Genomic DNA, 11,503 nt, shown 5'->3' with positions numbered 1-11,503 from the left:
TTTGGAAAGCTTCATGACGGATCTGGCAGATTTGCTGGAATAATTGCATGGCCGCTTGTGTAGCTTGGTCAGCGGAGCGTATGCTGCTTTCGGTATTCTGTGTTATGTTTCCAACCAATTGATTAAACAAATATTGTAAAAAATATAACTCTACTAAAATCAGTGACATGGGCAATAGCAATAGAAAATGTATATTGTTGTTTATTGCTATGTCAGTGTTTAATTTTTTGAGTGCTGATCCTTGGCAAGATTGGTTAAAAGATATAAGAGACAAATTTGCCATGTCAGTGTTTAATTTTTTTAGTGCTGACCCTTGGCAAGATTGGTTAGAAGATATAAGAGCCAAATCATGGGTTGATTGTAACGGTAATTATATAAATTGGGCCTATGTCTGTAGAATTTGTCATGCCAATAGCTTTCATTTTATTAAAGACGACAAAAACACAAATTGGTTTTGTTGTGATGAATACGGGGATATTAACACTTTATTATTTATCAAACTGGAAGATCTTTTCTGTCATATGCAAAATATTTTAAAATATCCCTATGAATTCAACGATGGTAATCACTCGACTATAAACATGTTAGACTGGATGTCTGACGATGTGGGCAGTTTATATGAAGGAGAAATGAAAGATAAGATGGCCAGTGCGTTGTGTTATATATTTGATTGCTCTAGTGTATTTGAGGTTTGGAGGAGAGTATATGGGTATGTATATTGGCCCTGGTTAAAGGTTTTTGAAAAGCTCTCTTCGCAGGAATGCGAAGTAGTGACCAAGGAAAATGTTAATCTCTTTGAAAACTCATACAAAATAGCCAAAAGGGTTTGTCACATGAACACTGATCTATGCAGAGCAATAGAAGAAAAAATCGCAACAGTAAGGAAACCTGATCCGATGGAAACACCACCAGATACTGGAGGAAACCCTTACAACGCTGACATGCTTCGTAGGCATAATTATTTTATCGCACATTGGAAATTTTCATGACGGGTCTGGCAGATTTGCTGGAATAATTGCATGGCCGCCTGTGTAGCTTGGTCAGCGGAGCGTATGCTGCTTTCGGTATTCTGTATGATATTTCCAACCAATTGATTAAACAAATATTGTAAAAAAATATAACTCTATCAAAATCAACGACATGTGTAATAATAGTAGAAAATGTATATTGTTGTTTATGGCCATGTCAGTGTTTAATTTTTTGAGTGCTGACCCTTGGCAAGATTGGTTAAAAGATGCAAGAGACAAATCATGGATTGATTGTGACGGTAATTATATAACTTGGCATAATTTCTGTAAAATTTGTCGTGACAATAGCTTTAGTTTTATTGAAGACGACAAAAACACAAATTGGTTTTGTCCTGGTAACAACACGTATAATAGCGCTTTTAACATCTGTTGTGGTGAATACGTGGATATTCCCACTTTATTCTTTTACAACCTGAAAAATCTTTTCTGTCAAGTGCCAAAATTTCTAGGGTTTACCTACATCCTTAACCCTGATAGCAGCAAGATTATAGCCATGTCAGACTGGTCGTACAACAATGTGGGCAATTTATATAATAGTCAAGAAGAATTGAAGTGTAGGCTGACTAATATGTTGTGTTATATATTTGAATGCTCTACTGTATATGAGGTTTGGTGTAAAGTACATGGTGATGTATATCTGCCCTGGTTAAAGATTCTTGAAAAGCTCTCTACACCGGAATGCGAAGGAGTAACCGAGGAAAATGTTGATCTCTTTGAAAATGCATACAAAATAGCTAAAGAGGTTGGTAACCCATCCACTGATCTATGTAATGCAATAGAAATCAAAATCAGAACAGTAAGGAAATCTGGTTCGATGGAAACACCACCAGGTACTGGAGAAGGAGTCAACAACGTTGACATTAAAAAAGAAGAAGAAGACTTAGGTGATTTTTCCATTTACGATTGTGGCCTTTTATGAATATAATTACCTTACCACACTTTGGAAAGCTTCATGACGGGTCTGGCAGATTTGCTGGAATAATTGCATGGCCGCCTGTGTAGCTTGGTCAGCGGAGCGTATGCTACTTTCGGTATTCTGTATGATATTTCCAACCAATTGATTAAGCGCTTCCATACCACGGATATCGGCTTCTTTATTGGAGATTTGCAGACCCAGATGTGCGGAAACTGTTTTCATGGCAAAGCCGGCTATGGCTTTACCTAGATCGCCGGCCAGGCTAGCCTCCATATTAACCTGTTGTTTCTCCGCTTCGGTAAGTGGTATGGCCATTCTTTGATTTTGTTCTAGATTCGCTGGGCCACTTAGGGTCTTGGCATCTTTATTGATGATTTCCTCGTTTTGAATTTTTTGATCTATGATTTCTTGCTTTGCATTAAATTGGTCACGATTAAAATTTTCGTCGGCTGCCTGTTCTGATCTTGTTTCGGCAGCTTTTGCGCTGGGTGTGGATGTGGGTGCAGTGGTGTCAATTTGTGCAACACCTTCGTCATATTTTTGCAAATTATGTTCAGATATCTTTCGGCCGATTTGTTGAGCAATCATTCCGGCGGCAGTTTCAACGATACCACTGAAAGCCTCGACCATCTTTTGGTTGAACTCCAATTCACCTTTTTCTCTTATTTTTTGGGCCACATCCATTCCTATCTGATATTGCAGCTGAGTCATTTCGGCTTTCATTTCACGCTCGATGGATTTTTGCAAAGAAGCGTTCTTTGTCATTAGAATGGCTACCTGGGCCGCAAGGGTACCAATACTAGCGGCTGTGCGTGAACTTGGTGCTATGTTTGAAGAGGCATCGAGGCCATTTAACATGGCGTTATATTCTTCTGCATTGGCTGTGATTGCACTGTTCCCAATACGCATACTGGTATCCTGCTCAAAGCTTTGTAACACCTTTGCCCATTTGCCATCTTCGGTGGTGAAAGTCGGGTCAGCGGTGAGGGTAGGGTAATATCCAGCCACTTCACCAGGCGCGCTGGTGATTCCTACTCCCTCAGGTCCTACGATTTTTAGCACCTGACCACCAATCTGAGCATCGCCGGAAACTTTTTTCTTTTTGACGTTAGTGGTAACCTCGGGGATCGCTGTTGGATCCACGAGTATACCATTAACATATATCCCATCCGGAATGGAACCACTACCAACACTTCCAAAACTCATGGTTGTATATTATATTGATTACAGATTTTCATCAATATTATATCCATCCAATATTTCGGTCAACTCAGGATTATTAGCATTAAGAATAATACTTCTAACCGCTTTCACTAATTCTTTTATCTTTTTTTCATTATCAAAACCATTATCCTTTGTATTTTTATAAAGATCTAAAATTTCCTTAGCAATATCAGAATCAAGAGACTCATTTCCTCTTTGTACATCTTCAATATAGGGCTTCAAATAACCATAACGCATTTCTGAAATTTGATACTTCTTCTTAGTTTCTTCATCAAAATTCTCAGGGGCTTTTATTAGCGGTATAATGCTGTCATAGATATACTTGCTTATGTTTTTCCATTCTGAGAGACACGCATTTATATTCTTATTTAAGTTATTTAGTGATGCCAATCTATCGCTATTATTTGGGACGTAACGTAGTCCAACAATGCTTTCGGTATATTTTTTCACTTTTTCTTTAATTTTACGACTCATTAGGTATTTAGCTTCCAGTATCTCAGGTATGAATCCTTTACGATACTCATCACTACTCTTGGCAACGGCTACACTTCGGTCGAGCCTATACCTAATTGAATATAAAATATCACCAAGCTCTACACCAAGCTCAATATCTTTTACAATCTCATTAGACCTAAGGTCCCAGCAATCTAAATTTTTACGATTAGACTTAAGGCACCAGTCCTCTAAATTTTTACGAAATGACGATGTATACTCGGAACCAAATAACTTACAAGCTTCCTTGTATTTTTTTAAACAATCTCTACGTGTGATTTCGCCTCTATAATATTTCTGTGTGATTATTTTGATAGCAGTAGAAAGATTTGGGCACAAATCTAAGTAATCTTCCCCTTGCATATTATTGTCATCATTTGATACCTCAACAACAAACTCCTCATCGCTATCTGAGTCTGAGCCTTGTACGGCATAACATCTGCCAGCATCAAAGCAAGCCATTGATACCAACATGATAGCTAAACTACATTTATTTATTTTATTTTTATTCATATTAAACCTCCAAATGACATGATTTACATAATAGATCTATATGCAATAAATTATTGTCTTGTTGGTGAATTTTTACGTAAAATTATCCAAAGCATCGTAAGTTGTTACTTCTTTATAGCCATATAGATATAGATCAGAACATGGATTCTTTGACATAGATCAGGTCGCCATCCTTTAGCTGAATGTCTTCGGCTTTTCCCTGGATAATCATTTTCAGATCAATTTGGGTTGATTTGATTTTACCGCTACCATCGGTGGAGGTCAAAGTGACCTTTGAAATGTCAGCTTTTAGTGTGGGGCCGTTGGCTTTACCAATGGCCTCGGTCAGAGTAAGGCCGCGATGGGCCTCGAATTCAACTACGCCTTGTTTTTGAACATGGCCAAGTACGGTTACATATTTTATCGCTCGCTTTGTTATATTGATAGAAACCCAAGGAGATTTCAGGTAGCCATTGCTATATTTAGTTTCCAGGATATTTTGCGCTTCATCCTGGGTCAGTCCAGAAATCTTGATGCTTCCAATTAATGGCAATGATATTTCGCCATTTTCTGATATCATTGTTTTGGTTTCAAGATCCGGGTTTCCAAAAATAGAAATAGATATCTCGTCCAGAGGTACCAGTTTATTCAGTTGTTCGGATTTTGATGCAAAAGATGCACAACTCATAATCATTATGGCTAAGCTAGCCAAAATATCTATATTCCACTTCATAATATTTGAGCATTAAAAGTCACAGGTTATACCAACACCAACCATATGGGTCACATAGGATTTTCCAATAACATCGGAATGATTCTGGATAAATTGATAGGACACCATATCGATGTATCTATTCTCTCCAAAATAGGCCCGAAAGTCTATTCCAAATTTTACAACCCTGTCATGCCTTTTGTAGCTGTTGTAGTTATGATATTGGGCTGTGCCAGATATACCAACAGCTATCATTCTATATACTAATAGAAAGAGCTTTAGCTCGGCGACGGTTTTCTGCAGTAGGCTGCCTTCAAGGCTGCTAGCCATCTTTTGCTTGAACTCGGCAATAATTTTTGACGGAAACGAAAGAATGTACTCTATGGAACCTTTAAATGCAAATGAATTTTTAGTCTGATTATTGTCACTGTTGTAGAATTGTAGTCCAATGTAGCCATTTAATTCTAGTCTGAAGCTGGGGTCATATTTTGAAGTGATTGCAATGGTCTGGCTGGAAAATTTTTTTGGCCTTTTATTCTTTGTGTAGGAAGTTTTTACCAGTGGTCCTAATTTAATTTTGTCTGAAAATGCATGGCTAAGGCTGGTTTCAAGGTACGTGGTTTGACTATCATAGAGATTATTGTACTTTTTCGTCAGATGGATCTTTTCAAGCTCGGCCAAGGTGGACAATGTCAGTTTATCGGTAAGTTCATGCTCGGAGGTGAAATAGGTATCGAATGTATCCAGGCTAACCAGCTGGCCTTTCACATTTAATCCTGGTTTGTTTGTGTCTGCCTGGACATAGGAAAATTTCGATTTTAGGTTATTCGATGGTAGAAATACCTCAAGTTTCGATCTAGATGCTATATTCAGGTCATCTAGACCGTGCATTTTGGCGTATCTATACGCGTCCAGTTTTAATGATGTCGAAGTCACTACGGTGGAATTCATATCACCGCTGGATACGGAAATCTTTGGTGTTACATAGGCCTTTTTATCAGAGATGGTACCTTTTTCATCACAAAACAGGTTGGTTGTATATATAACTCCTGCTTTCCCACTGACTGTCACCATTGGACTGGCTAGACCTGTCGTCCCTAGGGAAAGAAACACAATCAAATAAACAAGTAAGCCAAAACCCATCCACAGATACAGAATCCCAACATAGAATCGAAATTGGCATTAATTTTTACTATCAGACATCTCCATCATTGCCTATGGCTCCGACGGGACAGCTATCCACAACCTCTTCGCAAATTTCTATATCCTCTTTAGATGTAGGTTGTTTGATAACATATGAATAGCCCTCTTCTTCCTGCCTAACAAAAAACTCACCGGCCATGTCACGACACATATCACAGTCAATGCATAGATCATCGACATAAAATTTACCAGGGCAATTTTCTCGATTTTTATTATTTTTATTCGCCATAGACTAGGGTAGTTTTATTAAATTTTTCACCTAGTCAAGTGTGCTATCTGTTTGCCTCTATGCATGTTGACATTATCAATTCGGAAGAATATGTTGTTGGGATGGATTAATAACATTTATCTCGACAAATTCCCAGCTTAATCGAATCTAGAGTTGTGGCTTGGAATCCATACTACCTTGTTGTTCAGTCATTTTTCAAGTTATGTTTCGTGGAAATTTTTGATGGTTGTGTCTATGGGGTTGAAAATATTCCGGAAACGGGTGCGTTTATAGCCGCTGCCAACCACGCTAGCTTTCTTGATCCGCCGTTTATAAGTGCAATTATGAAACGCAGCGATGTATTTTTTTTTGCAAGGAAAACACTTATAGTACCAGGATTGTTTGGGTTTATCCTTAGTAGGATCAATACAATTCCCGTCGATAGGGATAACGGTAGTGATGTGGCTGCCATTAAAAAAGTGTTTAATTTATTGAAAAATGGTCATGGCGTTGTCATATTTCCTGAAGGTGCTAGGTCTCCGGATGGAGCGATCCATGAGGCTAGGGCAGGAATCGGCCTGTTAGCCTGCAGGTCTTCGGTTCCGGTGATACCTATCAGATTATTTGGAACCTATGAAATTTGGAGCAAAGAAACCAGGTGGCCAAATATAAATACTGAAGCCACCGTAGTTGTGGGGAGGCCAATGCATAGTATTATCTATGATCCTGGACCTAACCATGAAGACAGATACCAGTATGCCGCTGACAGGATTATGGAAGCGATCAGATTGCTAGAGGAACCAGGGTGAACCATGAAGCTTTTGCCAAGATATATATCCGTTGAAATCCTGAAAACATCGTTGGGTTCGTTGTTGTTTTTCGTATTTGTTTTGTTAAGTGGTAACACTGTCAGGGACTTATTGGACCTGGTTGCCACCAGGAAGTTATCCCTGTTGCCTGCACTTTGCCTGATTTTGGCACTGCTGCCGGCGGTGATTTCCTATGCCATGCCACTTGGCCTGATATCAGGAATATTCATAGTTCTAGGGCGAATGGGTAGTAGCGGTGAGATAACGGCTATGAAGTCTGCTGGCGTAGGTATAAAAAAAATCGCGCAGCCGATAATAATTATTGCCGTGATATCCTCAGTGTTTGCGCTGGTGGTGAATTTTTACTGGGGCCCAAATTCTATGGAGCTGTATAGGTGTGGGTTGCATAATGCGGTGAAGGAAAATCCAATGGAATTTATTGCCCCTGGGACTTTTATAGATGATTTTCCAGGTTATTTGATCTACTGTGGAGAAATGGGCCGTGATAAGTTTTATAACTTTCATATATGGGAAATGGATACGGCCAGGAAGGTCATATCCTATGGCCGTGCAAAGAGCGGTGAGTTGGCCTACGATGAAAATTCCGCTGCATTGGTTCTTGTGCTGGAGAATGGCAATATAGAGAAGAGGCCCGAGCTATCTCCGGAATCGTTTTACGAGAAATGCATGCCAATGATATCCTATGATAGGCTCTCCATTGATTTGTGCCTGGATGATATATTTAGCCACAATGACTGGAAGTCTGGGAAGATAAGCCACATGAATTTGTCAGCCCTAGTGGAAGCTAAGAATCAGGCAGATTTGACTGGAGATACCCAGAGAAGTGCTTTGATAATGATGCAGTTACATAAAAATTTAGCCATGGCCTGTGGTGTGTTTGTTCTAGCATTACTGGCGATACCACTGGCACTGATAGCAAAAAAATCGGATAATTTTTTTCATTTTACCCTGGCACTAATCCTGAGTCTTTGCTACTATTTCCTGATGTCTTTTCTATCATCTCTCAGCGGTGTAGCCCATGGACATTGGCTGGTGTGGCTGCCCAATATGGCTCTACTTGGCATAGCAATTCCATTGATCATGAAGGTATGGAAGCATTAGCTTTAATGCCTATTTAGTGTGGCTAGATCAGCCGTATCACACCATTCCACATGGCCATCAAGAAAGCCTAGGAAAGCACCCGTGTCTCCAAACACACCGGTTTCCGGATCAAGTTTAAATGTGCCATCTGGTTCAATGGCTAGGCCACGGGAACATACCACTGGTACTAGAGATGGGGACATACGCCTATTAAAAACATCCGGATCCACCTCAAAAAAATGCACACTCAGCGGAAGGTTTGAAAAATTATCGGCCATCTGACCGGTTTGTTTGCTAAGGATGGTGGATGGAAATTTATTGGTCCTGACGAATGTTTTTACCATTTTATCTGACTTCCAGGCAAAGATTTTTGGACTCAAATCATTTCTGTGTTTGGTGAGTATGGCTGCATAGATATGGTCGGTTATTTGACCCGGCTGGGCATTCGAAACTATTGAAGCTGCTTCCGTTGCTGGGCTAATGTTTTTTTCGGACAGGAGCAGAACATAAGCCAAGGTTATTTGCCTCATATTAGATGCACCGTTCGCCCTATTGGCATTCCATGTAAGTTTTTTTATCATCGGTACCGTGGCCGTGGCTATTATACCAATGATTGCCAGGGTAATGATGATCTCTATAATCGAGAAACATCTGTTTTCCCAGTGACTGGGGACAGAATCGGTCATTATATACCCATCCAATTGGTCTACATCCATATAACAATATCGATGTATTGCAATTATAATCCAGGATGAAATAAAAACTGTGCCGACTTTAGGACCACAGCATGCCTAGGTCTAAATAATTATAAAAATAAACCCGACCCAATGGATAGGGCCGGTGAAAACTTTGGAATAGGTTTTAACTGTTAGCGATCGCCACCACGACTCCCGCGGAATCCTCCGCCGGAACGCCGATTTCGGTCACCAAAGTCACCGTGGGATCCACCGCCACCTCTTCCATCTCGATAGCCACCCCGGAAGCCGCCGCCACCGGACCTGAACCTTGGATTTGGTTTTGGCCTAGCTTCGCTGACAATCAGTTCATTGCCATCTAGTTCGCTGCCATTCAATGCTGTTATGGCAGCCACTGCTTCGTTTTGCTTCGGCATCTCGATGAATCCAAATCCTTTGGGTTGGTTTGTATCCCGATCAACTATAAATCTCACGCTTTCTACTTCACCGTGAGCTTCAAATGCAATCTTCACGCCATCCTCTGTGGAGTCCTGCGAAAGATTTCCTACATAAATCCTCATGATATTATTATTTTTTTTATACTGTATGTTGTTATGCCACGAGATCGTCATCGAAAAGTAACCCCATGGCACGATATACCTTCGATCTGCTTGTAGTAGCCACTTTCTTGATTGTAACAATCTGTGACAACCTGGAAATCTTCACGCCGAAACGCAATGCATCTACTTGCTGTTCTGAATTAGCTAACTACTATTATGCAATATTCAATCTATTTTTCAAATGTATTTGCTATTTTATTCATTCAAATAGCTTATTGCCGAAGGATTGGTCATTATTACTGGAGATAATTCTTCTTTTACAGACAGATTCTCCACCGGAAATAAGGTTGATTAGCTCTTCTGATGGCATTACGATCCCACCGACGGATCTTATGGTATCACCGAGGGCATGGTCATTGGTCATTACGGTGCAGTTTATGGGGTGCTTGGATTCTCTCACAATCCGCTCTATAAGTGTGTCGGCAGTGGTATTTTTATCCGAATATATCACGCAAAACCTTTTGCTATTATAGGGGTAGTCGATGGTGGTTTTAGTATCCTTGCCGTCAAAGACTAGCGTGACCTTATCTATGATCATTAGCAACCTGGATGCTTCCTGGATAAAAATTTGGGCCGAAGCATTTATACCAAAAGATAAATTTTTTTTGAATTCTTTTATTGAATGGATAACATTGTAGCCATCGATTAATATATGTTCGGCCATTTTTGTTTAGCAATTTATTGGTTGGCCAATCCATAATCATCACAATCTGCCGGCAAATAGGGCTTGGTCCCCAAGTTCTTCCTCTATGCGCATGAGTTGGTTATATTTACAAATTCTATCAGTACGGCTCATTGACCCGGTTTTAATCTGGCCCGCATTGGTAGCCACGGCTATGTCGGCTATGGTATGGTCTTCGGTTTCTCCTGACCTATGGGACACAATGGATTTATAGCCAGCGCTTTTGGCCAATTCTATGCAATCTAGTGTTTCGCTGAGCGAACCGATTTGGTTGACTTTTATAAGTATTGCGTTGGCGATGTTTTCTTTTATTCCCCGACTGAGGTATTCTGGGTTTGTCACAAACAGATCATCACCAACGAGCTGTATCTTATCTGCCAGACTTTCGGTTAATTTTTTCCAGCCAACCCAATCGTTTTCATCCAGGCCATCTTCGATGGATATTATTGGATATTTTTTTATTAAATCTTTATAAAACCCTATCATGGAACTGACATCATGGACCGATTGGTCGGATTTTTTGAACAGGTACCGTTTTTTGTGTTCATCGAAAAATTCAGAGGCGGCCACATCCAGGGCTATGGAGATATCTTTATTGGGTTCGTAGCCTGCGGCTTCTATGGCTTCGATGATTACCCTAAGAGCCATTTCATTCGATTCCAGGTTTGGAGCAAACCCACCTTCATCGCCGACGGCGGTTGAAAGGCCTTTGGATCGAAGCACATCTTTCAGCGCATGAAAGGTTTCTGCACCCATACGTACCGATTCACGAAAAGATTTTGCATTGTGTGGAACTATCATGAATTCCTGAATATCGATCGGTGCATCGGAGTGAGCACCTCCGTTCATCACATTCATCATGGGGATTGGCAGGACCTTGGCATTGGTTCCACCTAGGTACTTATATAGAGGTATCTTAGCAGAATTAGCAGCAGCTTTAGCCACGGCGAGAGAGACTCCAAGGATGGCGTTGGCACCGAGATCGCTCTTGTTTTTCGTTCCATCAAATTTCAGCATGGTGGAATCGATGCCGATTTGATCAAAGGCATCACTGCCAATAAGTATAGGGGCTAGGCGCTTGTTGATATTTTTAACGGCTAGTAATACACCGAGGCCGCGGAATCTTTTTTTTGTATCGATGCCAGCCAATGAATTTTTTGGTGCATTTTTGTCACGTAATTCCAGGGCTTCTCGTTCACCGGTGCTTGCCCCTGATGGTACAGAAGCCCTTCCAAACGAACCATCTGATAAGCAAACATCCACTTCAACGGTTGGGTTCCCACGGGAATCTATGATCTCGCGGGCAAAAATGTTAGATATGGTAACTTTCATAAAAACTCCT

At 40.4% G+C, this 11,503-nt stretch carries 13 protein-coding genes; 4 read left to right on the top strand and 9 right to left on the bottom strand.

Translation table 11 applies throughout. The features are described from left to right. Positions 1-209: 209 nt before the first annotated feature. Together LBB20_03035 and LBB20_03030 are read left to right on the top strand one after the other, a co-directional pair. Positions 210-989 (top strand): hypothetical protein, encoded by a 780-nt coding sequence (locus LBB20_03035; protein MDR2735785.1) that lies wholly within the window; start codon positions 210-212, stop codon positions 987-989. 151 nt (positions 990-1,140) lie between these two features. Continuing rightward, a complete protein-coding gene (locus LBB20_03030; GenBank protein ID MDR2735784.1) occupies positions 1,141-1,947 on the top strand; it encodes a hypothetical protein in 807 nt (268 codons plus the stop codon). Positions 1,948-1,953: 6 nt separating this feature from the next. Here the strand turns inward: LBB20_03030 and LBB20_03025 are convergent, their stop codons facing one another. The 5 genes from LBB20_03025 to LBB20_03005 all read right to left on the bottom strand — a co-directional run bounded on the left by LBB20_03025 (position 1,954) and on the right by LBB20_03005 (position 6,296). After that, on the bottom strand, positions 1,954-3,150 hold the full coding sequence (locus LBB20_03025) for a hypothetical protein (GenBank protein ID MDR2735783.1): 1,197 nt from the start codon (positions 3,148-3,150) through the stop codon (positions 1,954-1,956). An 18-nt stretch (positions 3,151-3,168) separates the two neighbouring features. After that, positions 3,169-4,173 carry a hypothetical protein gene (locus LBB20_03020; GenBank protein ID MDR2735782.1) on the bottom strand — a complete coding sequence of 335 codons (1,005 nt, stop codon included), beginning with the start codon at positions 4,171-4,173 and terminating at the stop codon, positions 3,169-3,171. Positions 4,174-4,306: 133 nt separating this feature from the next. After that, positions 4,307-4,885 (bottom strand): polysaccharide export protein, encoded by a 579-nt coding sequence (locus LBB20_03015; protein ID MDR2735781.1) that lies wholly within the window; start codon positions 4,883-4,885, stop codon positions 4,307-4,309. Between the two features lie 12 nt (positions 4,886-4,897). Continuing rightward, on the bottom strand, positions 4,898-5,938 hold the full coding sequence (locus LBB20_03010; protein MDR2735780.1) for a hypothetical protein: 1,041 nt from the start codon (positions 5,936-5,938) through the stop codon (positions 4,898-4,900). 121 nt (positions 5,939-6,059) lie between these two features. Next, positions 6,060-6,296, bottom strand: coding sequence for a ferredoxin (locus LBB20_03005; GenBank protein MDR2735779.1), 237 nt, complete (start codon positions 6,294-6,296; stop codon positions 6,060-6,062). 155 nt (positions 6,297-6,451) lie between these two features. Between LBB20_03005 and LBB20_03000 the strand changes: the two genes are divergently transcribed. Both LBB20_03000 and LBB20_02995 read left to right on the top strand, forming a co-directional pair. After that, positions 6,452-7,084, top strand: coding sequence for a 1-acyl-sn-glycerol-3-phosphate acyltransferase (locus LBB20_03000; GenBank protein ID MDR2735778.1), 633 nt, complete (start codon positions 6,452-6,454; stop codon positions 7,082-7,084). Positions 7,085-7,087: 3 nt separating this feature from the next. Next, positions 7,088-8,206: an LptF/LptG family permease gene (locus tag LBB20_02995; GenBank protein ID MDR2735777.1), complete on the top strand. Its 1,119-nt coding sequence runs from the start codon at positions 7,088-7,090 to the stop codon at positions 8,204-8,206. Between the two features lie 2 nt (positions 8,207-8,208). Here LBB20_02995 and LBB20_02990 read toward each other — a convergent pair whose 3' ends face one another. The 4 genes from LBB20_02990 to eno form a co-directional block, all read right to left on the bottom strand. Next, positions 8,209-8,901, bottom strand: a complete 693-nt coding sequence (locus tag LBB20_02990) for a hypothetical protein (protein ID MDR2735776.1) — start codon at positions 8,899-8,901, stop codon at positions 8,209-8,211. Positions 8,902-9,053: 152 nt separating this feature from the next. After that, entirely contained in the window at positions 9,054-9,440 is a 387-nt protein-coding gene (locus LBB20_02985) for an RNA-binding protein (protein ID MDR2735775.1), read from the bottom strand. Positions 9,441-9,678: 238 nt separating this feature from the next. Then, positions 9,679-10,143: an NYN domain-containing protein gene (locus LBB20_02980; GenBank protein MDR2735774.1), complete on the bottom strand. Its 465-nt coding sequence runs from the start codon at positions 10,141-10,143 to the stop codon at positions 9,679-9,681. A gap of 39 nt (positions 10,144-10,182) precedes the next feature. Continuing rightward, entirely contained in the window at positions 10,183-11,493 is a 1,311-nt protein-coding gene (gene eno / locus LBB20_02975; protein ID MDR2735773.1) for a phosphopyruvate hydratase, read from the bottom strand. Between the last annotated feature and the right edge of the window lie 10 nt (positions 11,494-11,503).

The sequence above is a fragment of the Puniceicoccales bacterium genome, from assembly GCA_031283585.1.
In the GTDB taxonomy this organism is placed as follows: Bacteria; Verrucomicrobiota; Verrucomicrobiia; order Opitutales; family LL51; genus JAIRTH01.
Note: the sequence above shows the minus strand (reverse complement) of the source record. Positions and strands in the feature narration are given on the sequence as shown.